The sequence below is a fragment of the Ensifer sp. EB106-05-01-XG146 genome (genome assembly GCF_058791875.1).
The window spans coordinates 760,652-781,927 of sequence record NZ_JBYTDX010000003.1 but is presented as its reverse complement, the minus strand read 5'-3'; the positions used below and the strand labels follow the sequence as shown (position 1 = coordinate 781,927).

Annotated in this window: 21 protein-coding genes and 1 pseudogene; 8 read left to right on the top strand and 14 right to left on the bottom strand. The window is 60.7% G+C overall.

Annotated features, from left to right (window positions below; translation table 11 throughout):
* Window positions 1-6 precede the first annotated feature (6 nt).
* From AC3WVQ_RS32315 to AC3WVQ_RS32300, 4 genes are all read right to left on the bottom strand, one after another.
* Window positions 7-507: an NUDIX hydrolase gene (locus AC3WVQ_RS32315; protein WP_060530503.1), complete on the bottom strand. Its 501-nt coding sequence runs from the start codon at window positions 505-507 to the stop codon at window positions 7-9.
* Window positions 508-712: 205 nt separating this feature from the next.
* Window positions 713-1,666 (bottom strand): substrate-binding domain-containing protein, encoded by a 954-nt coding sequence (locus tag AC3WVQ_RS32310; RefSeq protein ID WP_034798145.1) that lies wholly within the window; start codon window positions 1,664-1,666, stop codon window positions 713-715.
* A gap of 63 nt (window positions 1,667-1,729) precedes the next feature.
* On the bottom strand, window positions 1,730-2,740 hold the full coding sequence (locus AC3WVQ_RS32305; protein WP_034798144.1) for an ABC transporter permease: 1,011 nt from the start codon (window positions 2,738-2,740) through the stop codon (window positions 1,730-1,732).
* Window positions 2,741-2,810: 70 nt separating this feature from the next.
* Window positions 2,811-4,337: a sugar ABC transporter ATP-binding protein gene (locus AC3WVQ_RS32300; protein WP_034798142.1), complete on the bottom strand. Its 1,527-nt coding sequence runs from the start codon at window positions 4,335-4,337 to the stop codon at window positions 2,811-2,813.
* Window positions 4,338-4,499: 162 nt separating this feature from the next.
* Here AC3WVQ_RS32300 and AC3WVQ_RS32295 point away from each other — a divergent pair, with 162 nt between their 5' ends.
* Entirely contained in the window at window positions 4,500-5,522 is a 1,023-nt protein-coding gene (locus tag AC3WVQ_RS32295; protein WP_060530505.1) for a LacI family DNA-binding transcriptional regulator, read from the top strand.
* Between the two features lie 116 nt (window positions 5,523-5,638).
* Window positions 5,639-5,938 (top strand): PRC-barrel domain-containing protein, encoded by a 300-nt coding sequence (locus AC3WVQ_RS32290; protein WP_034798138.1) that lies wholly within the window; start codon window positions 5,639-5,641, stop codon window positions 5,936-5,938.
* A 167-nt stretch (window positions 5,939-6,105) separates the two neighbouring features.
* Here AC3WVQ_RS32290 and AC3WVQ_RS32285 read toward each other — a convergent pair whose 3' ends face one another.
* On the bottom strand, window positions 6,106-6,468 hold the full coding sequence (locus AC3WVQ_RS32285; protein WP_192444472.1) for a winged helix-turn-helix transcriptional regulator: 363 nt from the start codon (window positions 6,466-6,468) through the stop codon (window positions 6,106-6,108).
* A 253-nt stretch (window positions 6,469-6,721) separates the two neighbouring features.
* Here AC3WVQ_RS32285 and AC3WVQ_RS32280 point away from each other — a divergent pair, with 253 nt between their 5' ends.
* Window positions 6,722-7,156 carry a GFA family protein gene (locus AC3WVQ_RS32280; RefSeq protein ID WP_455580454.1) on the top strand — a complete coding sequence of 145 codons (435 nt, stop codon included), beginning with the start codon at window positions 6,722-6,724 and terminating at the stop codon, window positions 7,154-7,156.
* 79 nt (window positions 7,157-7,235) lie between these two features.
* Here the strand turns inward: AC3WVQ_RS32280 and AC3WVQ_RS32275 are convergent, their stop codons facing one another.
* On the bottom strand, window positions 7,236-8,486 hold the full coding sequence (locus tag AC3WVQ_RS32275; protein ID WP_492383571.1) for a TolC family outer membrane protein: 1,251 nt from the start codon (window positions 8,484-8,486) through the stop codon (window positions 7,236-7,238).
* A gap of 314 nt (window positions 8,487-8,800) precedes the next feature.
* On the opposite strand from AC3WVQ_RS32275, the gene AC3WVQ_RS32270 reads away from it, so the two are divergent.
* Together AC3WVQ_RS32270 and AC3WVQ_RS32265 are read left to right on the top strand one after the other, a co-directional pair.
* A complete protein-coding gene (locus AC3WVQ_RS32270) occupies window positions 8,801-9,010 on the top strand; it encodes a YgaP family membrane protein (protein WP_060520293.1) in 210 nt (69 codons plus the stop codon).
* The gene (locus AC3WVQ_RS32265; protein WP_192444474.1) at window positions 9,007-9,525 is read left to right on the top strand and encodes an RNA polymerase sigma factor; all 519 of its coding nucleotides are present in this window, start codon (window positions 9,007-9,009) and stop codon (window positions 9,523-9,525) included. Before AC3WVQ_RS32270 ends, AC3WVQ_RS32265 begins: the two co-directional genes overlap by 4 nt.
* Before the next feature lie 52 nt (window positions 9,526-9,577).
* On the opposite strand, the gene AC3WVQ_RS32260 is transcribed toward AC3WVQ_RS32265, so the two are convergent.
* The 6 genes and pseudogenes from AC3WVQ_RS32260 to AC3WVQ_RS32235 all read right to left on the bottom strand — a co-directional run.
* Window positions 9,578-10,963 carry a sensor histidine kinase gene (locus AC3WVQ_RS32260; protein ID WP_192444475.1) on the bottom strand — a complete coding sequence of 462 codons (1,386 nt, stop codon included), beginning with the start codon at window positions 10,961-10,963 and terminating at the stop codon, window positions 9,578-9,580.
* A complete protein-coding gene (locus tag AC3WVQ_RS32255; protein WP_060530510.1) occupies window positions 10,963-11,634 on the bottom strand; it encodes a response regulator transcription factor in 672 nt (223 codons plus the stop codon). Before AC3WVQ_RS32255 ends, AC3WVQ_RS32260 begins: the two co-directional genes overlap by 1 nt.
* Window positions 11,635-12,070: 436 nt before the next feature.
* Complete coding sequence (locus AC3WVQ_RS32250; protein WP_246810364.1) at window positions 12,071-12,916, bottom strand: DUF3313 domain-containing protein; 846 nt, start codon at window positions 12,914-12,916, stop codon at window positions 12,071-12,073.
* Between the two features lie 476 nt (window positions 12,917-13,392).
* Window positions 13,393-15,510, bottom strand: a complete 2,118-nt coding sequence (locus AC3WVQ_RS32245) for a carboxy terminal-processing peptidase (RefSeq protein ID WP_192444477.1) — start codon at window positions 15,508-15,510, stop codon at window positions 13,393-13,395.
* 129 nt (window positions 15,511-15,639) lie between these two features.
* Complete coding sequence (locus tag AC3WVQ_RS32240) at window positions 15,640-15,936, bottom strand: helix-turn-helix transcriptional regulator (protein WP_492383570.1); 297 nt, start codon at window positions 15,934-15,936, stop codon at window positions 15,640-15,642.
* A 48-nt stretch (window positions 15,937-15,984) separates the two neighbouring features.
* Window positions 15,985-16,303, bottom strand: a pseudogene (locus AC3WVQ_RS32235) (ArsR/SmtB family transcription factor); the annotation flags it as partial.
* Between the two features lie 176 nt (window positions 16,304-16,479).
* On the opposite strand from AC3WVQ_RS32235, the gene AC3WVQ_RS32230 reads away from it, so the two are divergent.
* A complete protein-coding gene (locus AC3WVQ_RS32230; protein WP_060520299.1) occupies window positions 16,480-17,181 on the top strand; it encodes a DUF899 domain-containing protein in 702 nt (233 codons plus the stop codon).
* Window positions 17,182-17,380: 199 nt separating this feature from the next.
* Window positions 17,381-18,859: a hypothetical protein gene (locus AC3WVQ_RS32225; RefSeq protein WP_404526405.1), complete on the top strand. Its 1,479-nt coding sequence runs from the start codon at window positions 17,381-17,383 to the stop codon at window positions 18,857-18,859.
* A 102-nt stretch (window positions 18,860-18,961) separates the two neighbouring features.
* On the opposite strand, the gene AC3WVQ_RS32220 is transcribed toward AC3WVQ_RS32225, so the two are convergent.
* Entirely contained in the window at window positions 18,962-19,462 is a 501-nt protein-coding gene (locus AC3WVQ_RS32220; protein WP_060643687.1) for a DUF1801 domain-containing protein, read from the bottom strand.
* A 664-nt stretch (window positions 19,463-20,126) separates the two neighbouring features.
* Between AC3WVQ_RS32220 and AC3WVQ_RS32215 the strand changes: the two genes are divergently transcribed.
* The gene (locus AC3WVQ_RS32215; protein WP_492383465.1) at window positions 20,127-20,756 is read left to right on the top strand and encodes a flavodoxin family protein; all 630 of its coding nucleotides are present in this window, start codon (window positions 20,127-20,129) and stop codon (window positions 20,754-20,756) included.
* 30 nt (window positions 20,757-20,786) lie between these two features.
* On the opposite strand, the gene AC3WVQ_RS32210 is transcribed toward AC3WVQ_RS32215, so the two are convergent.
* Entirely contained in the window at window positions 20,787-21,221 is a 435-nt protein-coding gene (locus AC3WVQ_RS32210) for a winged helix-turn-helix transcriptional regulator (protein ID WP_051659405.1), read from the bottom strand.
* Window positions 21,222-21,276 lie beyond the last annotated feature (55 nt).

Here is a 21,276-nt window from a genome sequence, read left to right as displayed (position 1 = left end):
ACGTGACTAATCGGCGCAACTCGCGAGACTATCGTTTCCAAGCCCGCCCAGCCGTTCGGTGAGAAGCGTTTTAAGGCCAGGCTGCCCGACAAGCGACGCCGCGAGGGATGCCGGCACCCAGCGCATCGCGCGCGCGCCCTTTTCCGGAAAGTCGGGCGCCATGGACACAACGGCGATCAGGTGAACCTGGACGTGATAGACGGCGGTCTTGCCGACCTTGCTGTAGGTGTAGCCGCCGATTTCGTCGTTTAACGCCGTTCCGATAACACCGGCCTCTTCGAACGCTTCCCGGACGGCAGCGCCAGGGGTGTCTTCACCATACTCCAGGTGCCCCTTGGGAATGCCCCAGAGCCCGGTGGTGCGGCCGCAAATGAGCAGCACCTCGAACCGGTCCCCGCCGCTTTCCTTGCGAATGCAGATCGCACCAGCCTGGTCGACGACGACCGGCTCTGCGTCGGAAGCGGCTATCGCGTCAGATGACAGACGTGACACAGCGGGTGTTTGCATCATCCCTCTCATGTTGAACTGACTGGAAGCCAAGGGAAGGTCAGGCGGCTATGTGACGGTTTTATGACGATTCATAGTGAGATTCAACAGCATGCTAATGCAATTGAAAGGCCGGCAAGATGGCCGGCCGCGGGGCAGTATTCTCAGCCTCGCCGAGCCTGATGACGGCCCACAAATCGCGGGCCGTCATCACATCAAAGCTTAATCAGAACGGCGAATCCGGGAAGTAGAAGTCCTTCGCATTGTCCTTGGTCACGAGCGTTGCATCGATCGTGTAGACGCCGCGCACCGGAACCTGGCCGTAGAAGTTGGCGACGGTCATTTCGAGCGCCGTGCCGACCATTGCCGGAGGATAGAGCACGTCGACCGGGATCATCTTGTCGCCGTCCATGACCTTCTTGATCATTTCCTTCGAGCCTGCGCCGGCGACGACATACTGGATGTCGGTGCGCTTGGCCTGCTCGATCGCCTGCAGCACGCCGACGGCCATGTCGTCGTCCTGGCACCAGACAACATCGATCTTCGGGTACTTGGTCAGGTAGTCCTGCATGACCTTGAAGGCATCGTCGCGGTTCCAGTTGCCGTACTGGCGGTCGAGAACCTTGACCTTCGAGCCTTCGATGCCCTTGTCGAAGCCGTCCTGGCGCTGCTGGTCGATCGGGATCGGCAGGCCGCGGATGACGACGACTTCAGCTTCCGGCGTCGTTGCCTTGATGTACTCGCCAGCGACCTGGCCAAGCGCCGGATTGTTGCCGGCAACGTAGAGGTCACGCACCGAGTTGTCGTTGACACTCGGGGCACGGTCGACGAGAGCGACGAAGGTCCCCTTGCCCTTCACTTCCTTGATGGCGTTGACCAGTGGATCCGGATCGGTTGGCAGGATGACGAGCGCGTCGATGCCTTGCGTCTCAAGATCCTGCACGGCGTTGGCCTGGCTTGCCGGATCGGGTGAGGTCTTGACGATGACGTTCAGGCCGGGATTACGCTCCATCAGGATCTTGGCGACCCGTTCGGCATGGAACACCACGCCGGCCGTCCAGCCATGGTCGGCCGCCGGGATCGAGACGCCGATGGTTACTTTCTTTTCCTCTTGCGCGTGAGACACGCCGGCAAAGGCGGTCATCGCGGCAAGGGTCAGGCCGAATAGCTTCTTGTGCATTAAGTTCCTCCCAAATTTCAGGTCAGCCTGTTCAAGGCCGGGAGACCTGTAGGCCCGGCCGTCTCACGACTTCCGCACCAGCGAACGCTGGACGAGCATCGCAATGATGATGATCGCGCCCTGGATGGCACCGATCAGATATTCGCTGATGAAGTTGGAGAGCAGCATGATGTTGCCGACCAACTCGAGGATGAACGCGCCGCAGATCGTGCCCCAGACGCGCCCTGCGCCGCCCTTCAGCGCCGTGCCGCCGACGACGACGGCGGTGATCGCCTGCAGCTCCCACAAAATGCCCGTCGTGGCCGAGGTCGAGCCGAGGCGCGGCACATAGAGGAGAACAGCGACCGCAACGCAGAGCCCTTGAATGACGAAGGCGATGGTGCGCACGCGATTGACGGAGATGCCCGAATAGCGGGCAACGTCGCGGTTGGAACCGACAGCAACGACGTGGCGACCGTAGCGCGTGCGGTAGAGGACAAAGGCAGCAACAGCAGTCACCGCAAGGATGACGACGATCGGAACCGGCACGCCGGCGATCGTGCCGAAATAGGCTGGCCGGTACATTTCCTGCAGCTCAGGCTCCTTGAGCGTGATCGCTCCGCCCTGCGAGAGCCAGGTCGTCAGCCCGCGATAGATGCCCATGGTGCCGAGTGTCGCGATGAAGGGCTCGATCTTGCCGACGGTGGTGATGAGGCCGTTGGTGAGGCCGCAAAGCGCACCGGCGACGATGGCAAAGAGGATTGCCGCCAGGAGCATGAGAACCGGATCGGCAATGACGCCGGAGTTCATGAACAGGATCATCAGGCTGGCGATGAACGCGACCATGGCGCCCACGGAGAGGTCGAGATCTCCGGACGAAATCACGAAGGTCGCGCCAACCGCGATGATCGCAATGAAGGCGCTTCGGGTGGCGACATTGGCGAGGTTGGTGATGCTGATGAAATTGGGATTGACCAGCGCGCCGACCAAGAGAAGCAACGCCAGCGCAACGAATGGCGCCACTGCCCTCAGATCAATGTCACGCCAGCTGCGGCGGCGGATGGCTTCCTGGCTGCCTTCCTGGTTCACGCTCATGTCCAATCGAACCTCCCCCATCTGTCGGGAATCTTGTTGTTGTTGCCGTCGGCCGCGCCGCTGATGCGGCTCAAGCCGCCGTCTTTTTCTTCAGGCCTGCGGCGTAACGCATGATCTCCTGTTCGGAGATCTCGTCGCCTTCGAGAATGCCGGCGATATGGCCTTCCCGCATGACCGCGACGCGACTGCAAAGGCCAATGATCTCCGGCATCTCGGAGGAGACGACGATGATCGAGCGGCCATCCCGGGCGAGCGCCGAAATGAAGTGATAGATCTGCTGCTTGGTGCCGACGTCGATGCCCCGCGTCGGCTCATCGATGATGATGATGCTGGGGTCGGTTTCCATGACCTTGGCGAGAAGCAGCTTCTGCTGATTGCCGCCGGACATGCGCCCGGCTACGATCCTGTCGTCCCGCACGCGAATGTCGAAGCGACGCCGCGCCTTGACCAGGGCCGCCTCTTCGCTGCCGGGATCGAGATAGCCGAGGCGGCTGTGGCGGCCGAGCGATTGCAGCGTCAGGTTCGCCATCATGCCGGCATTGAGCAGGAGCCCCTTGGCCTTGCGGTCCTTGGTCATATAGGCAAGGCCAGCCTTGTTGGCCGCATGCACGTCGCCGGATGGCACCGGCTCGCCACGCACCAGCACCTCGCCGGCCGTGCGCGCGCGCAAGCCGACGATCGCCTCCATCAGCTCCGTCCGGCCTGAGCCGATCATGCCGGAAAAGCCGAGGACTTCGCCGCGGCGCACCTCGAAGCTCGCGTCGCGGACATAGCCGGTCGATACCGCATCGACGCGCAGAACCACGTCTTCGTCGACATCCGGCTCGTTCTTTGCGGGATAAAGGCTCGACAGCTCGCGCCCGACCATCAGCTGGGCGATCGCCTCGCCGTCGAGAATGGAGGTCGGCGACGTCTTGATCCACTGGCCGTCGCGCAGCACCGTCACGCGGTCGGTCAGTTCCATCACCTCGTCGAGCTTGTGCGACACGAAGACGAAGCTCGTTCCCTTGTCGCGCAGCTTGCGCACCAGCCGGAACAGGAAGTTCGTCTCCTCGCGCGACAGCACAGCCGTCGGCTCGTCCATGAACACGACGCGCGCATCGCGGCTGATGGCCTTGGCGATCTCGACCATCTGCTTTTCGGCAATCGAGAGCGATCCGATCATCGCGCTCTCATCGACATGCGAACCGAGGAGATCGAGCACACGACGGGTCTCGGCGCGCATGAACTTGCGGTCGAGCACGCCGAAACGGGTTACCTCGCGGCCGAGAAACAGGCTCTCGGTAACGGTCAGATGTTCGGCAAGATTGAATTCCTGGTGGATGATGACGATGCCGAGCGCTTCCGCAGCGCCATTGGCCGGCAGCTTCGTCGACTTCCCGTCAAGCAGGATCTCGCCCGATGTCGGCTGCTCAAAGCCCGACAGGATCTTCACCAGCGTGGATTTTCCAGCCCCGTTCTCGCCCATGAGCGCATGGATTTCGCCCTGGCGAAGCTCGAAATCGACGCTGAACAGGACCTGCACGCCGCTGAACGATTTGCTGATGCGGCGCGCCGACAGCACGACGGGAGCCCCGTCGACATGCTCCGTGGTCATTATCCCCTCCCTGCGGCCTCCACCGCTATTTCAACGATGTAAACCTTTACACTCACCGATGTAAAGGTTTACATCGTGATTGCTCGACAATTTTTTTGGCTTCTTCGTTTGACCGTCGGGCGAACCTGTGTAACGTCCTCGCAGCAAATCCCGAGGCCAAGTGTGTCCAATTCCCAGCCCGCAACCATTGAAGACGTCGCACGGATCGCCGAAGTGTCGATCGCGACCGTATCGCGGGCCATTCACATGCCGGAAAAGGTAGCCAAATCGACGCGCCTCAAGGTCAACCAGGCGATCGCGATTACCGGCTACACGCCCAATGCGATGGCGCGCAGCCTGCGGCTCGGGCGGTCGAACATGATCCTCGTTGTCGCACCGGATATCGGTGATCCGAACTTTTCAAGCATTCTAGTGGGTCTCGAAAACGAAGCGCGCGCGCATGGTTACGGCGTCCTGATCGGTCATACGCAGAACGACGCCCAGCGTGGCCTGGAATATTTGAAGTTCTTCAATTCCAACCAGGCGGCGGGCATGATCCTGTTTACGGGCATCCTTCCCTTCGGCCATCAGACGCTAACGGCGCGGCTGCCGCCGACCGTCGGCGTCTTCGAGCCGGTCTTTAACGGCGGCATCCCCTATGTCGGGGTCGATGACGTCGAGGGAGCGCGCAAAGTCGTCGATCTCCTGATTTCCGAAGGGCACCGGCGCATCGCCTTTATCGGCGATTCCAACACCCGCCTTGCCTATGGCCGCCGGCGGCAGGGATATGAAGCGGGGCTTGCAGCGGCCGATATTGCCATCAATCGTCGTCTGATCATGGAAGGCGACGGCACCGTGGAAAGCGGCAGGCTGGCGCTCGAACAACTCTTCATGCGTGACGACCTGCCGACCGCCTTTATGTGCGTCAACGACCAGACCGCACTTGGCGTGACGCTTGGCCTGCGCGCCCGCGGCTACGACATCCCTGACGATTTTTCCGTCACCGGCTTCGATGATGTCCCGCAGGCGAGTTTCATGACGCCTTCGCTGACGACCATCCGCCAGCCTCGAACCGCCATCGGCAAACACGCGATGGCGCTGCTTTTGGAGTTGCTTTCAGACCGCGCGCCCTCCGAAACCGAAATCCTGCTGCGACCGGACCTCGTCATCCGCAACTCCGTTGGCCCCCCGCCGGCACGGCGATGACGCGACATTCGCAGCCCTTCTGGAAACTCCTGCCCGTGCTTGAACCTGTGACACGGTGATGGAACCGTTTGCTCTCAAGTCGGTTCTCCCACTGTGAAGTCAAAGGAGCAACGAAGATGGATCACACTGGTCACGTACGCCTTGCAGCCACGGAACTGACACCGGCGATTTTGGAAGGGGCAACGGTTTACGGAGCGGACGACGATAAGGTCGGCACGGTCGACCACGTCCACGGCGTCGGCACAGCGAGCACCGTCGTCATCGACGTCGGCGGGTTTCTGGGCATCGGCGCAAAACCCGTTGCCGTGCCGCTTGCCGATCTCGATTTCATGCGTGACGAAGACGGCGACGTCCACGCCGTGACGACGTGGACCAAGGATCAACTCAAGGAAATGCCCGAGCATTACGACTCGTAGCTTGTCCGACATAAAGGCCTGAGGCTTCCAGCACCCAGGCTCACATTAGGATTGCGGCGGCGGCCAAAACATATCCGGCCGCCGCATACGGCTGAACACCCCGTCTCGCTGCGCCATCACTCCTGGAGCGAATGCCAGCCATTCCCCATCACCCAAGGACTGCAGTTTCAGTTTCGGCCGGGATCGGCGCCACATCCTTCGCCCTTCGCGGCAAGCCTTGCCTGATGTTCCTCGCCCCAAGTCGACAGGACCGTGACCGCCTCGTTCAGGGTCTTGCCGAACTCCGTCACCGAATACTCGACCCTTTGAACGGCGGCCGGAAAAACCTCGCGGCGAACCAGACGATCGGCTTCCATTTCGCGAAGTTGTTGTGCCAGGACCTTTTCGCTGATCCCCGGCAGAAGACGTCGCAATTCGCCGAAGCGACGCGGTTCGATGTTGACCTCCCACAATATCAGGGTCTTCCATTTGCCGCCGATCGCGTTCAGCGCCGATGCGAAGCCACAATCGTCCTGCTGCAACCGTTTCACGCGCCCCGCTCCCTACTTTCGAGTTACCGCTTACTTTAAAGTGCGTAATTTACAGGCTCCGAAAACCGCTCCTATTAGACGGCAGCTTTCAATCGGAGTTGTCGTTCATGACCAATATAGGTGTTGCCGGCGGCGGGCGCATTGGCCCCGCGCGCGCCCGGCTATTTCTGAAGCCTGGCACGTTTGCGGCAAGATATCTGTCGCGTGAACGCGCGGCCCTGGCCAGGTCCGTGCCATGACCACAAGCGATCGCCTGCAAGACAATGGACGGCCGCAGACCCTAGAGTGCGCCGGAAAGCGAACGGCAAGCTGTGCCTGCGGTGGCCTGAAGATTACCGTGAACGGACCCCCTGCCCGTGTCTACGCCTGCGCCTGTCTGGAATGCCAACGCGCAACGGGATCGGGCTTCGGCTATCGCGCCCGATTTTCCAGAGCGTCCGTCATCGGCATCGAAGGGGAACGCCGGGTGTGGCGACGCGGCAGCGACGCCGGCCGCTGGGTGGACCAGACCTTCTGCCCGAAATGCGGAACGCTGGTCTACATGGAGGCGGAGGCGCTGACGGACGCGGTGATGATCTCCGCGGGCTGCTTTGCCGACCCGGACTTCCCGCCGCCCGCCGCCGTGTTCTGGGCCTCGCGCCGACACACCTGGTACGACCTGACGGAAGGCATCGAGACATTTGGATAGGGCCGATTTCCCCTCAGACGCAACATGTCGCAATCCACCGCGGCGAGGGCCACGGCGCAACATTAGGGAGCTTGTCCGCTCATCGTGTCTCGGTATCCGCCCGTCGGGCCACGAGGCCCAGGTCCTTGGCCCCGAGCCTGCCGATGGCCGACAGGATGCGGTAGCCTCCGACGACGGTCTCCCGCTCAGCGGTGGCGAGCTTCACCTGCGCCTTCACCACGTCGGCCTGGGCTTCCAGTACGTTGAGTAGCGTGCGCTGGCCGATCGCTTGTTCTGCCATCATGCCGTCCTTGGCCATTTTTGCCGCCTTGACGGCGGCCCGGTTGGCGGACGCGGTTGCGAGCGCTCCCTGGTATTGCGCCCAGGCAGAGGCCGCCTTCGACTGAACTTCGGCGTGCTGAACGTCGACGGTGAAGTTCGATTTCCCGAGGTCCTCCTTCGAGCGCCGTACCTCGGCCGCCGCCTTTCCTCCCGGATAGATGGGTACCTTGAGCTCGATGCCCGCCTTTTGCTCCGTCGCCGATCCGTCGAACGCCATTGCGTCGATCGCGCTCACGCGCGCACCTCTGCCAATCCCGATCGCCCCCTTCACGGTCGGCAGGAGCTTTCCCTCGCTGACGGCAACATTGAACATGGCGCCTTCGGCGAGGTGCCGTTTCGCCAGAAGAGCGGGATGCTGCTTGGCGGCAATCGCCAGCGCCTTATCGATGTTGGCGGGCAGCATTTTCACGGGAACTTTTCCACCGGTTAAATTGCCCGGTTCGTCGCCGATGACCTGCCTGTAGGTCGCTTGGGCACGCTTGGCTTCGGCATGGGCGAGGCTCAGTTCCGCCTGCGCCGCAGCGCGGCGCGCCTCGGCCTGAGCGATGTTTGTTCGGGTCCGTTCGCCTGCTTGGTGGCGGGCGATCTCGGATCGCGTGAGCTCCTTGAGGAAATCCAGATCCTGTTTGCGTAGCGCGACGATGCGGCGCGTCAGCACCACGTCCATATATGCCTCGGTCGCCTCGAACAGGATGTTCTGCGCGGTGTTGCGGGTGTTTTCCTCGGCGGCGCGCTGTCGCGCCTTATTGACCTCGACATTGTTGGTCGTCTGCAGGCCGTCGAAGAGGGTCTGATCGAGAACGATACTAAACGTGCCGCGATTGGTCGCCGCACTGGAATTGTACCCGATCCCGCTGCGCCAGGTGATTTTCGGATGCATCGCCGACCGTGCGATGTCGATGTCGTACGCGCTCGCGCGCACTCCGGCCCGCGCTGCATTGAGCGTCGGGTTGTTGTGGTAGGCCTTCGCCAAGGCACTTGAAAGCGGCTCGGCATGAGCCTCAGCCATGGCAATCGGAGCAATCATTGCAACCAGGGTCACCAGTATTCGTTTCATCGAACAGGAATCTCCGTTGGGAACCCGGATGGCTCGCAAGCGAGATAATCCGGATCGAGGGCACGGAGACGCTCGGCGGACGGCGTCAAGGGACGGCCAACGGCCGAACAGCACTTGGCCGGCGCCATGGCAGAAGTACAGCGGCCCAAATTTGGTACCGATGGATCCGCCGTCACGAAAAAAGTCGTGCCGTCGCGAATCCTTTTCCGGGTTCCGCGCCTCTTGTGACTGAGACGATGGGTCTCGGTTTGCACCGGAGGTGTTGCATGACATTTTTTCGCAAGAATATAGGTAAGGGGCAGCAGATCGTGCGGATTGGCCTTGGGGTTGGCGCGGCTGTGATGGCATACAGTTTCCTGAGCGGGTGGATCGCCCTCTTGGTGGGCGTATCGGCCCTCACCTTCGTCCTCACCGGCCTCATCGGCTATTGCCCGGCCTGCGCCGTTGCCGGGATCCATGATCGGATCAAGCCATGAACACAAAGGCGGTGACGACTGAAACTTTCGAAGCCGCCCGCCACGGCGATCGCAATGCGATCGTCCGGCTGCTCGAGCGGACGCAGCCGGATATTCGCCGATATGCCCGAGCAACCTGCCGGACCGCCGATGTCGACGATGCGACACAAGAAGCGCTTTGGCTTCTGTCGCGCCATGTCGGCGCGATCCGGGCACTCGCGACCCTGTCGAACTGGTTGTTCAGCGTGGTGCGGCGGGAGTGCCTGAGGCTCGCCCGACGTACCGGCATGATCGCCGCCGTAGACGAGGACGCACTTGAAACAAGTCTGGTGCAGCGGCCCGAACATGCGTTGCGGCTTGATCTGGCAGCGGCCTTCGAGGCTCTGCCGCCGCACTATCGCGACGTGGCTCTGATGCGCGACCTCCAGGAGATGACGATCGACGAGATCGCCGCGGCTCTCGATCTTTCGCGACAGGCAGTGAAAGCGCGGCTGCACCGTGCACGCCTGCTGTTGCGCGAATATTTGGCGGAGTGAGCGAGCCGAAGAGATTGTGCGCGAGCGGCTTCAAGGAACAATGGCGCGGCTATCACGAAAACGCGGATTCCTTCGCAGTTTTCGGAAACGCCAGATCGACGACCAAACCGCCGTTCGCTGCTTCTCCGAGCGCCACGGAGCCGTTGTGTGCCGTCATAATCTGGGCAACGATGGCCAGTCCCATGCCTGTTCCCTCACTCGCGCTGGTATTGCCCCGCACAAACGGCCTCAGCATTTTCTCGCGCTCCGCGGCCGGGATTCCTGGGCCCTCATCGCTGACCCGCACGATCCGGGCTTGCAGAACCTCGACTACAAGCACTTCCGTTCCGCGTGCGTGTCGCATCGCATTGATGATCAAGTTGTCCAAGACCAGGCGAATGGCCGGTTCGGAAACGGGGACAATGACCCGCCTCTCTGCTTTGAACTCGATGTCCATGCCCTGCTTCATCACGGATGGCACATGCTCGGCAATGGCCGCGCGCGCGATGGCTGCGAGATCTACCATGGTGAAGGTCAGCGCCTGGCCTGACAAACGCGCCAACTGCAACGATGTCGTGACGATTGATGCAAGCCGCGCCGTGTCGCGAACAAGGACCTCCCGCACGTCCGGGTCCTGAACAAGGTCGAGCTTCAACCGCAATTTGGTCAGCGGCGTCCGCAATTCGTGGGATGCGTTGGCAAGAAAGTTTCGCTGCGCTTCGAACGCGTTGTCGATACAACCGAGCGCCGTGTTGAACGCGGCAACCATCGGCTTCAGTTCTATCGGAGTGTTGCGATCCGATATCCGGCGACCATTGGGAAGCCCGTCGATCTGCTCGGCTGAATCGACAACCCTTCTTACAGGGGTTGCGATCGTGCGCTTGACAGCAACGACAGCGATCGTGGCCGTGGCAACAAGAACAATACCCAGAAGATGGTAAAGCCCCTGCGGCCAAATTTCGCGCAGGACCACGAGCAGCGTTTCAGCATTCGAAAATGTCACTCCGCCGACCACAACGAGTTTGGGTGGATCCTCCGCGTTCAGTTTTCGGAGCCCGAGAAATTGCTGCTGGCCCGCCATGTAAGAAAACTCAGAGGAAAATACCTGGGGAGAGGTCGTATCGATGATGTCTTGAACCGATGCCGGCACGGCACCGTGTATGATGGTTTGGGTTCCGTCACTGACAAAGTACCAGAATTCGGACTGCTCTTCGGAAAGCCTGATAATCTTTTCCGCAATTACGCCTTCGACCTCGAGCACAAACTTGCCGGTGTGATCGTAACTCACACCATCCTGGAGAAGTTCGACGACACTTTCGACTGCGATTTTTTTCCTGCTCTGCCCATCCGTCAACAGGAACACCGCGACGGTGAGGACGGTGCTGATCACCATCATCAGCGCCATGCCCAAGATGAGCACGATGGCCACCGGAAAGGCGATTGAATTCGGACGCCTCATTACTCTTGCACCAGCATGTAGCCGATGCCGCGAATGGTCCGGATCGTTGCGCTGCAATTGCCCTCGCGCAGACGCTTGCGTAGCCGCGAGACATGGGAATCGAGCACGTTGGACTCGATCTCCTCGTCGATATTGTAGACGGCAGCTTCAAGATTGTCGCGCTGCACGACGCGCCCTGCCCGCCGGATCAACGCTTCCAGAACGGCGAGTTCGCGTCTCGGAACGCTCAGCGCGTTCTCACCGATCATGGCGGATCGATTGATGAGATCAAACGATAGATTGCCGAATTGCGTGCAGCCGGTCTCGTCCAGGCTGTAGCGACGAAGAACCGCGCGCGCCCGTGCAATAAGCTCCATGGGCTCGAATGGTTTGCCTACATATTCGTCTGCGCCCTTGTCGAGCGCAGACACGATATCGGTCGGATCGTCCAATGCCGTCAGAACGAGCGTCGCCGGCCTCGGGCGGAGTTGCCGCAGCGTCGGCAGCAGCGACAGGCCGTCACCATCAGGTAGGTTGCGGTCGATGACGACGAGATCGAACTTGAAGGCAAGCAGTGCCGCCTCGGCATCCGCAAGCGTTTCGAATACATCCGCAACGCCGATCGCGGCTTCCAGCATGGTCTTGAGCGAAGACGCCAGCTCACGATCATCTTCTACGATCAGAATTCGCATGTTGCCTGCCAGTGTCGACTAGAATTGAGTTTTGAAGATGCGAATATTCATGAAGGAAACAAAAAAGGACTCTAAACAACACGACGTAAGTCAGGTCGCAATCATCCCAATCGAAACAGCCCTCTCTAAAACATCCGGCATCCCTGCGGAATTACTCGTAAGAATACATGGGAGGATCGTAATCGCGTCCTCTACGGCGTTCATCGGACATATCAAGACGTTGCACGCAATTAGCATGAGCATCGGTTCCCGGCACGAATCCGTACTCGGCACAACGGTTTCTGTATTCTACGGTTTCGCATCCCGCCAGCACGATCAGCAGGCCCGCTGCAATGAAAAGACGCATAAAATGACCTCGGTTTATTTCTCGTTTTGTCGATGCCTGGATCCCATTGCCACCTTGCGACAATGTTACGAGACACAAGCGTAGTCCGCCTCAGCGGCTGCCAATGGAAGGGGTTGTTTTTTCGGCAGAAACGGCTGTTCCGGTTGCCGCGAGGGCGAGCTTGCCTCCCCTGTCCGTCCAGGACGGCGGCGCTCCGATGGAGGCGCCGATCATGCCGACCACACCCGGCGCACGCACGAAGTCCTCACAGGTCGCAGAACCGGGTTTCCCACCAAGCGACGTGCGAATGTCATAAACGGACGGCAAGTACAGATCGAAATCTCCAGGTTCTTTGCCGGCGACGACCATTCTTGAGAAATCCTTGCCGAAAGCCGCGGCCAGGTCATAGGTGTCACCAACCTGCGAAACGCGCGCTTCACTCGTAAACGAGTTCGCGCCCTTCGACCAAACGATCGCCGCCGTTTGTTTGCCGGTTCGATCGACGGCCTCCGCTTCGACGGCCAGCCCGCCGAGCCCGAAGGGCAGTCGTGGTATGCCGACCGGCAAGGCAAGCGAACTGCCGATGGAAATCGCCTTGGCGGCACCAGCGACGGACGGCTCGGTCGGGACAATGTCCGTAACAACCGTTCGGACCGTCAGATCTGCGGGCGTACCGAACGGGACGATCCGATATTTTTCGCTCATGGTGATGCAGATCGCGCGGTCAATCGCGTTCGTTACCAGCAGGCGGTCCTTCTGCTTCTCGACACGCTGCAGCGCAGGCGGGGCCAGAGACGTCGGCGCGATGCTCACCGTTTTGACTTCCTTCAGGCCATCCTTGCGGAAATAGACTCTCTTCTTCTCGAACTTCCCCTTCGGAGCACTGAGGTTGCTGTAGGAGGTAAGCGTTCCTGCTTCCTTCAAGGGAACGGTCGTACATCCCCCAAGAGTGAGCATGATCGACACTATTCTTGCGATTCCCCGCCCCCCTGCCACGCCCCTTCTATGGCTGTTTGTCTTCTCATTGCATGTCATTCGCCCAGAACCCTCGTTGTCAAAGACGAGCGCCGATTGGGGTCCTGCACCTTGTGAAAACATTACGAATTCAGCTCAAACGCGCTGACTACCATTTGAATTCAATATCCGGGAAAAATCAGGTCTCTGACAGCGTAATGTTCCTGCAAAAGAACAATAGGACAAGGATGTACGGTGATTTTACGCTGAGTACATTGAAGTACCTTTTTATGTTTTTTAGCGCGATAATCCTATTCAGCATTCTGTTCCTGAGCGCATACTCCATTTACTCGCAGCTCAGCGACGCCAACGATATTTTATAGGCTTGTACGTCTGCGCTGAGCGCGGGAAACAAAAAAGGTCGACAAAGGAGTGCTTTGTCGACCTTTCCTCAAGTACCCGCGCATCGGCCGAGCAGACTAGTTTCCGGTGGCGCTTGCCGGTGGCTGCGTGGCTGCCTTCAATCCACCTTCCTGCAAATCCGCCTCATCGGCCAGAATGGCGGTCGCCTCAGCAAGCAGAACGTCCTTTGCGTTCTTGCGGGCGTTTTCCATTGCGATATCGGCACTCAGGCTGCGTTCATCCGCATTCAATCCATCGTCCTCACCGGTATCCTCGCCATCGCTTCCCTGGGCTCGAGCCTTAAGACGATTTTCGCGATCCTTCATTTCCTTGCGACGTTCGGCTTCGTTGAGGGAGACAACGCCTTTTTCGCGTTGCGCCTTGATGTCGGCGATGTCTTCGAGGAGGCGCTGGAAATCGGGGTCGCTTGCAATGCGCGCATTATGGCGGTCCTGCAGTGCCGGCAGCAGCGCCGTGACGGTATCGGCCGGCGTATAATCCGCAGGCTTGATCTCTGACCACGGCAGGGCGTTATCATAGCTCGTCTCGCCAAAGCGCGTCGGGTCGGAAAGCCCCGGCAGACTGATATCGGGCGTTACGCCGTGCAGCTGCGTAGTGCCGCCATTGACCCGGAAGAACTGGGCGATCGTCACCTTGAGTTCTCCAAACGCAGGCTTGCTGTTGCGGACCATCTGGTCGAGGTCGACGACGGTTTGAACCGTGCCCTTACCGAAGCTGGGCTCGCCGATGACGACACCGCGGCCGTAGTCCTGGATGGCCGCAGCAAAAATCTCAGAGGCCGAAGCCGACCCGCGATTGATCAAAACACCGACAGGCCCTGACCAGAGAGGCTCAGGAAACTCCGAGCTTGTCACCACGACCTTGCCGTCGCCACTGCGTTGCTGAACGACCGGTCCAGAGCCGATGAACAGGCCGGTCAGGGCAATCGCCTGGTCCAGCGAACCGCCGCCATTGTTGCGAACGTCGATCAGAACGCTGTCGACCTGTTCCTGCTTCAGCTCTTCGAGAAGCTTTGCGACGTCGCGGCTCGCGCTGCGATAATCCTGCTCTCTTTTGCGCCGGGCTTCGAAATCCTCATAGAAGGCCGGAAGAGTGATCACCCCGATCTTGCGGGTGGTATCGCCCGCCTTCACAGACAGAACGCTCTTCTGCGCCGCCTGCTTTTCGAGGCTGATCTTGTCGCGCACGAGGGTGACGATGCGATGGGCGGCGTCTGCTCCCGCATCGGCCGGCAGAACGTCGAGGCGCACGACCGACCCCTTCTTCCCGCGGATCAACTGCACGACTTCATCGATGCGCGTGCCGACCACTTCCTTTATCGGGCCGTCGTGACCCTGCCCAACGCCGGTGATGCGGTCTCCGACCGCAAGCTTGCCGGACAGCTGCGCCGGCCCACCAGGCACGAGCTCGCGGATCGTCGTGTAGTCGTCGCGTTCCTGCAGTACCGCGCCGATTCCAACCAGCGAGAGCTTCATGGCGATATCGAAATCGGCCGAAGCGCGGGCGCCAAAGTAATCCGTGTGCGGATCGACCGACGTCGTGTAGGCGTTCATGAACGACTGGAAGACGTCGTCACTCTTGTACTTGGAGGCACGCTCGAGCGCGTTTGCATAGCGCTTGTCGAGCGTTTCGCGAATGGCCGCATCAGTCTTGCCACTGAGCTTCAAGCGCAGCCAGTCGCTTTTCACGCGCTTGCGCCACAGCTCGTTGCTCTCGGCTTCCGACTGCGGCCAGGGCGCCTTCTCGCGCGACAGGGAATAATCCTCCTGCTTCGTGAAATCGAAGTCCTGCTTCAGCAGTTCGCGCGCGTAGTTCATGCGGTCGACGACACGCTTTCCATAGACGTTGAAGATCGCAAACGGGATCTTCAGGTCCTTCTTCTTGATGGCGTCGTCGATCTCGTTGCGGTCAGGTTTGAAACTGTCGATGTCGGCCTGCAGGAAGAGCCCACGATCCGGATCGAGGGACTCGATGAAGCTGTCCATGATCTTGGCCGACAGGGCGTCGTCTAGCGGAACGGGCTTGTAGCTGTAGCGCGTCAGAAATTTTGCGCTCAACTGTGCGGCCTGTGCCTGCTGCTTCAGCGGCTCCAGAACAGGAGGCGAGGCAACGTCTGCATAGGCGGACGGCGCGATTGCAAGAAATGCACCAAGGAAGACGTATGAAATGCGCATTCAGCGTTGACCCAATTCTTAATGCCGAGTGTCGAAGAGGGATCTAGGTGAAGCAATTATGGCTTTTTGGCAACCGGATTGATCCGACGCCGAGGCCGGCCTTACGTCAAGGCAGGCTTCCGCCCGGGACTAATGGAGCGAGCCTGCCGCCCGGAATTCACCCGGCGCCATCCCGTAAGCGCCCGTGAAAAGTCGGTAAAACGTTGCAAGACTATCGAATCCGCAGGCATAGGCAACCTCGGTGACGGGCAAGGCGGGCCGCTCGACGCGAAGCCGCCGTGCCTGCGAAATCCGCATCGATGCCAGCGTGCGAGCGAAGGTCAATTCCGCGTGTTCGACCAGGACATGCAGCTGGCGCACGGAAATACCGAGCTCGAGCGCGACCTTTGCCGGCGTCAGTTTCTGCTGGTTTTTGTCGCGCGCCATGATCTCTTCGGCGGCATAGCGCAGGCCCGAACGAAGGGCCGCACGCACCTCGGGCATACCGGGTTTCAGTCTGTCGAGAATGGTCACCGGGTGGGCGGCATGTTCACTGATCCAGCGGCCGTGAATGCGCTTGATCGGCAGCGCATTGAGATAGTTCCAGCGCTCTCCTGCCCGGCTGACGATGATCAGGTCGGCCTCTTCCAGCACCTTCAGATGCTGCATGATGGTACAGCGATCCATGTCTGAAAAGGGCGGCGCAGAGCATGCCGGTGGTCTGCGCCTCGCCCTTGAGGCGATCGAGCATGGCCCGCCGGCGTGGATGGGCCAATGCCGAGAAAACCAAGACTTCTTCCCGCTCGCTTGACATGTTATTGTTTTACAACATATTGACGCCAGATGGGACGGAGACCGCGCAGGTAAGATCGGATTGAGAGCTTTTCGGGAGCAATCGAACCGAGCCGGTTGGCTGGACGTCGCCGATCGGAGTTCAGCGTTGCAACGATGCCCCCACGCAAGTTGCCCAAAAAAGGGAGATCATTGAGAATGTTGCCTAAGATAGTTTCAATTGATGAGTGGCAAGCCGCAATCGAACAACAGATTGCCAGGGAGAAAGCCCTCACCCGCGCACGCGATGACTTGAGCGCCGAGCGACGGCGCTTGCCGATGGTCAGGATCGACAAGGACTATTCGTTCGAAGGCCCCACGGGCACGTTAAGCCTTGCCGACCTCTTCGATGGTCGGCGGCAACTGATCGTCTATCACTTCATGTTCGCGCCCGGATGGAAGGCGGGCTGCGACGGCTGTTCCTGGGTCGTGGACGCGATGACCCACCCGGCGCATCTCAACGCACGCGATACGTCCATCGTGCTGATCTCGCGCGCGCCGCTCGAGAAGCTGCAGAAATATCAGGCCCGGATGCAGTGGCAGCACCCGGTCTGGTACTCGTCCATGGCGAGCGACTTCAACCACGACATGGGGGCCACGGTCGCCGACCCGGATGACCCGACCAGGACCAGCGAGCGTCATGGCGTCAGCGTTTTCCTCAGGGACGGCGACGATATCTACCGCACCTATTTCAACGGTGCGCGTGGCGTCGAGTATCTCGGCAGCATGTGGACGTATCTGGACCTGACGCCCTACGGTCGCCAGGAAACATGGGAAGTGTCTCCCGCGGGATGGCCACAGACCGAACCCTACGTTTGGAACCGGCGCCACGACGAATACGGGACCGAACCGGCCTTCTGATTTTCCCCGGCGGCGAGCATGGAATTGTCGTGCTGCCGTTCCTACGTCTTGTCTTGCCGATCGTCCGACCTCCGTCATTGCTGCGGGCCCGAACAGGGCTCGGGCGCGATGCTGAAGGAATATCGCCGGCCCTGGCTGGAGCGCTGAATGTGGGGATGGATCGCGCCTTGAAGAGGGGCGCTGTTGGGGGCCGCAATCGATGGGAAACGAGACACAAATCGGCAAGGAAGGTCCGGCGCCGAGGGGCAACAGGTTTTGGCGGCGGCGCGGCGTTCGGATTGCATCGATCGCGCTTGCTGCCTTGCTTTTCCTGCTGGTCGCGCCGCTTGCGGCTATTCTCTATCCGACGCTGAAGAGCTATCCCCGAAGCGACTTTCCGGCCGCGACCTTGCAACTGGAGCGCAACAGGCAGGACCTTGCCCATCTGCGGCGCCTGATCGAGGTCGACCGCAGCTTCTCGCCGACCGCCCAGGTCGCGTTTGCCGATGCCCTCGAAGTGATCGAACAACGGGCTGGTGATCTCGACCGCGCCGGTCTGGCGATCGCGGCTGCAAAAGCGGTCGCGCTCGCCGACAATGGGCACACCAGCGTGGTCGGCCTCGTCGGCGGCCACAGCTTCAATGCGGTTCCCATCCGGCTTGGCTGGTTTGCCGACGGCCTGTTTGTGATCGCCACGACAGGCGAGCAATCGCACCTTTTGGGCGGAGAGATCCTTGAGGTAAATGGAAGAGCGACGGAGGCCTTTGTCGATGCGCTTCGGCCCTATTTCGGCGGCCCCGCCAATCTCGCCAAGGAATTCGTCCCGAATGTCGCGATTTCGCCGGAATTGCTCCATGCCGCCGGCCTTGCCGAAAGCCCGCAGGAAACCGCCTATTTCATCCGTCGCGCGGATGGAAGCGCTGCGCAGATCGCTCTTGTCGCCACGTCCGGTGCGCCGGAACCCTTGAACGCCCATGTCTGGCCACGACGCGATTTCAGTCCCTTGTCACAGACCGGTCGCGGCGCCGGGTGGCGGCACGTGCTCGACGATGTCACGCTACCGGCCTATCTCACGCGCCCCGACGCCAATGTCTGGCACCACTATCCCTTGCCCGATCTTCTCTACATCCAGATCAACCGCATCAGAGATGCGACGCCGGAGGGCCTGTCGCAGGGGCTCGCCAAGGTGCTGGACGAAGCTGAGAAAAAACCGATACGCAATGCAGTCGTCGACCTGCGGTTCAACAATGGCGGCAATTACGAACTGACCGCCGATTTCTCGCGAAGGCTCCCGGCCATCCTGCCGCCGGAGGGACGGCTGTTTGTGCTGACCAGCGCGAACACGTTTTCGGCCGCGATCAGCACGGCGGCGCGACTGAAGTACTTCGGCGGCCCGCGCACGGTACTTGTCGGCGAGCCGATAGGAGACCGGCTGCAGTTTTGGGGCGAAGGCGGCCGCACGGTTCTGCCGAACTCGAAGATCACCATCCGTTACTCGACGGCCTATCACGACTGGGAACACGGTTGCAGCCTGTCGGAGATCAGGACCTGTTTCCTGCTGAATTACGTCTACGACGTCCCGGCAGGTCCCCTTCAGCCAGACGTCGCGCGCTCCACTAGCTTTGCCGACTATGCCGATGGCACCGACCCGGCAATGGCCGCCGTCATGAAGATACTCATGGTGGGCAATGCCGATTGAGAAGCAGCTTGTGGGGAGGCAGGGCCGCGGCCGTACGCCGCCGTGGCCGCTGACATCCGTTGGCCCGGCCATTCCCGGCGGCGAAGGATCTGCGGCGACGCTTTACATCTTCTCGCCCGGCAGTTCGCTGGCCTGCTTGACCCAATCCATGAACTGCGCCTCGTCGAGTTCGTCCGTCTCATAGATGTCGAGATAACGAACATCCGGCTGTTTTGACGTGCCGGGAGGTAAGGGGCTGAATTGCGCCCCGCGGAAGAAAGCGACCTTCACGTATTTCGTCATGCAATGAAAACTGAGGAACCAGACATCCTTTTCCACGCCATAAAAGGGAGAGTTCCACTTGACCGCTTTTTCGACGCCGGGAACGGTCTTGACGACCAGCCGGTCCAGCCGCTTGCCTAGATCGCTTTTCCACCCCGGCATCGCAGCGATGTACTGCTGCACCGGCGCATTTCCGTAGCCCTTTGCGATCTGCGGATTGCCGCCGGTTAGAAGGACGACGCCATCGGCCGATTTTGTCGGCGGCGTCTTGCGTCCGATCTTTGAGCGTGGCGCAAGGGAAGCGGCTTTCGGTGCGTTCTTTCCGACTTTCTTCTCAGACATCCCGGACCTCGACTGTTCCGTCAGTTCGTTCAGGGTCGGATCCACCGTGATGGGCGCGGAGCCCCATACCAAATGGCTAAGCACGATACATAGCCATCCAGCTATGCATCGGTCAAGAATAAACCTCCGGTGTCAGCTGCATTGCGGGCCGCAACTCGATCAGAAAGCCGCTTCGCCAAGTATTGGCCATCGGCACGGCATCCCTCCACAGCCGTAGGGTCATGGCATGCAAACGGTCCGGATCCCCTTGCGATCCCGACCTGTGCAGCAGCGGCTCTCGTGACGAGCCATCATTCGGGATCTCGAGCGTGCTCTCCACCACACCTTGACCGCCGGACAACACCCATGCCCAAACGGCTGTAGACCTGCTGAACTGAAAAGACGCTCTGCCGACACGACTGCGCGCGCTGTTGCAGCCTGCTCCGGTCGATTTGCCACGTGGGCCCAAGGCCACGGCCGCGATCCCTTGTCACCAGCAAGCGCCTCTACCCGGCATGTGCCGAACTGGCCGTCGCGGCCCGAACCGAATAGCGAAAGAGCGAAAGCACCCGCAACATAGGCACCCCAAGGTGCGTACTTGTAGGTGGCCTCTGCCCCCGATAGGCCTGCAGCCAAGCCCTGGAGTTTCCCTTTCCAGGTTGTCCGCTGCTTGAGGAAGATATCGATGAAGGCAATGGTTCTCTGCTCCAGCCCGCGGCGCGATGGAAACTCCACGACGATGGCGAAAGCGGTGGCCGATGGCCTGCTTGAGGCGGGCCACGAGGTCGAGACCGTTCACGTCGACGACGTCCTGTCGGCGCTGCTTAGAGACTGTCGCCAATGTCGTATGCCCGATGGCGAATGCGCGATCGACGACGGTTTCCGGCGGGCGTTCTTTAGCTCCTACCTTCCCGCTGACGGTTTTGTCGCCGCAAGCCCGATCTATTGGTATGGCGTCTCTGCGCAGTTGAAGGCGTTCTTCGATCGAATGTTCTGCTACGTGGCCGCGTCGCATCCACAATCGGCGTCCGTTGTCGCGCAGATGACTGGAAAACGGATCGGCCTCGTCCTCAGCTCAGAAGAGACCTACCCCACCGTTTCGTCCAGCCCGCAGCATCAGTTCCAGGAATTCAGCCGCTATACGCGTTCGACCTTCGTCGGCGTCGTTCATGGCCATGGCAACGCACGCACAGATATTTGCCGCGATCCGAGTGACCCGATCGGACGGGCACGCGTGTTCGGTCGGAACTTCTTCAGCGCTCACACCTCCGACTACCAGATCGACACGCCGCGATCAGGTCGCGTCTGGGCGTGAGCCGTCTTGCGTGCGCGCAATATCTTTCGGCTAGGCCAGGCGGACCTTCCGCCGCCTGGCCGCCTTTGCCTCGCTCGCGGCCGCATCGTATTGCTCCCTGAAGTAATCAAGCTCCGGAAAGTTCCGCTCCGCCCATCGGTCGAGGCTGATGAGCGTTTCGCTGAGAGACAGGCCGACTGAGCTCAGACTGTACTCGACATGGGGCGGGTTCGTCTGGTGATCGTGACGCTGCACCAACCCGTTGCGCTCGAGGTCCTTCAACGTCTGGGTCAGCATCTTTTGCGAAATGCCCTCGATCTTGCGCAGCAACGCGCCATTGCGCATCGGGCCCGCCGCGAGCGCCGACATGATGAGGATCGCCCATTTCGTCGATATCAGTTCGAGCGCATGCCGAGCCGAGCAGGATGCGTCGAACACGTCGGGATTGCTCGCAGGCGGGGCTCCAGCTTGCGGGGGCAGTTTCATCATCACCTCAAGGACATGCCGTTGCGGCCGCCGCTCTTCACGCCTCACAGGTAGT

Bases quoted from the DNA above. Each gene is read 5' to 3' on its own strand.
- AC3WVQ_RS32315 (WP_060530503.1), bottom strand. From the start codon at position 507: ATGCAAACACCCGCTGTGTCACGTCTGTCATCTGACGCGATAGCCGCT.
- AC3WVQ_RS32310 (WP_034798145.1), bottom strand. From the start codon at position 1,666: ATGCACAAGAAGCTATTCGGCCTGACCCTTGCCGCGATGACCGCCTTT.
- AC3WVQ_RS32305 (WP_034798144.1), bottom strand. From the start codon at position 2,740: ATGAGCGTGAACCAGGAAGGCAGCCAGGAAGCCATCCGCCGCCGCAGC.
- AC3WVQ_RS32300 (WP_034798142.1), bottom strand. From the start codon at position 4,337: ATGACCACGGAGCATGTCGACGGGGCTCCCGTCGTGCTGTCGGCGCGC.
- AC3WVQ_RS32290 (WP_034798138.1), top strand. From the start codon at position 5,639: ATGGATCACACTGGTCACGTACGCCTTGCAGCCACGGAACTGACACCG.
- AC3WVQ_RS32275 (WP_492383571.1), bottom strand. From the start codon at position 8,486: ATGGCTGAGGCTCATGCCGAGCCGCTTTCAAGTGCCTTGGCGAAGGCC.
- AC3WVQ_RS32270 (WP_060520293.1), top strand. From the start codon at position 8,801: ATGACATTTTTTCGCAAGAATATAGGTAAGGGGCAGCAGATCGTGCGG.
- AC3WVQ_RS32265 (WP_192444474.1), top strand. From the start codon at position 9,007: ATGAACACAAAGGCGGTGACGACTGAAACTTTCGAAGCCGCCCGCCAC.
- AC3WVQ_RS32260 (WP_192444475.1), bottom strand. From the start codon at position 10,963: ATGAGGCGTCCGAATTCAATCGCCTTTCCGGTGGCCATCGTGCTCATC.
- AC3WVQ_RS32255 (WP_060530510.1), bottom strand. From the start codon at position 11,634: ATGCGAATTCTGATCGTAGAAGATGATCGTGAGCTGGCGTCTTCGCTC.
- AC3WVQ_RS32250 (WP_246810364.1), bottom strand. From the start codon at position 12,916: ATGCTCACTCTTGGGGGATGTACGACCGTTCCCTTGAAGGAAGCAGGA.
- AC3WVQ_RS32245 (WP_192444477.1), bottom strand. From the start codon at position 15,510: ATGCGCATTTCATACGTCTTCCTTGGTGCATTTCTTGCAATCGCGCCG.
- AC3WVQ_RS32240 (WP_492383570.1), bottom strand. From the start codon at position 15,936: ATGGCGCGCGACAAAAACCAGCAGAAACTGACGCCGGCAAAGGTCGCG.
- AC3WVQ_RS32230 (WP_060520299.1), top strand. From the start codon at position 16,480: ATGTTGCCTAAGATAGTTTCAATTGATGAGTGGCAAGCCGCAATCGAA.
- AC3WVQ_RS32225 (WP_404526405.1), top strand. From the start codon at position 17,381: ATGGGAAACGAGACACAAATCGGCAAGGAAGGTCCGGCGCCGAGGGGC.
- AC3WVQ_RS32220 (WP_060643687.1), bottom strand. From the start codon at position 19,462: ATGTCTGAGAAGAAAGTCGGAAAGAACGCACCGAAAGCCGCTTCCCTT.
- AC3WVQ_RS32215 (WP_492383465.1), top strand. From the start codon at position 20,127: ATGAAGGCAATGGTTCTCTGCTCCAGCCCGCGGCGCGATGGAAACTCC.
- AC3WVQ_RS32210 (WP_051659405.1), bottom strand. From the start codon at position 21,221: ATGAAACTGCCCCCGCAAGCTGGAGCCCCGCCTGCGAGCAATCCCGAC.